A 606-nucleotide genomic window follows, 5' to 3' on the forward strand; every position below is an offset into this window, starting at 1 on the left:
GTGTGGATGATGATTTCTTCGAGTTGGGTGGTAATTCGCTCAATGCGACCAGACTCGTCAGCCGCATCAACGCAGACCGAGGCACTGACATACCGCTGCGGGCCATCTTCGACTCGCCGACGGTAGCCGAACTCGCTGCGGTTCTCGACGCCTCATCATCCTCGAGTAGGCCGGCCCTGACAGCCCGGGTACGCCCGTCGGCGATCCCGTTGTCACCGGCTCAGTCCCGGATGTGGTTCCTCAACCGCTTCGAACCTGAGTCGTCGGCATACAACATGCCAGTGGTCCTTCGCCTCTCCGGCGCCCTCGACGAATCGGCGCTTGCTGCGGCAGTGGGTGATCTGGTGCTGCGCCACGAAGTTCTCCGGACGGTCTACCCTGAAGTGGACGGCATCGGTTTCCAGAGAATTCTCTCGCCGGATGACGCGGCCGTGGACCTGACGATCGAGTATGTGTCCGAAAGTGCTCTCCTCGTACGAGTTTCCGAAGTCCTCGGCGCAACTTTCGACGTCACGTCCGAAATTCCCATGCGAGCTCATCTGTTCCAGCTCGACGAGTTCGAGTACGTCCTGGCGATGACGGTGCATCACATTGCGGGTGACGGTT

Annotated in this window: 1 protein-coding gene; it reads left to right on the forward strand. The window is 60.4% G+C overall.

Annotation, left to right across the window (positions count from 1 at the left end):
* A partial coding sequence (locus P3G66_RS31845) for a condensation domain-containing protein (RefSeq protein ID WP_276117889.1) occupies positions 1–606 on the forward strand: 606 nt, incomplete at both ends.

The sequence above is a fragment of the Rhodococcus sp. C3V genome (assembly GCF_029269915.1).
Taxonomy (GTDB): domain Bacteria; phylum Actinomycetota; class Actinomycetes; order Mycobacteriales; family Mycobacteriaceae; genus Rhodococcus_F; species Rhodococcus_F qingshengii.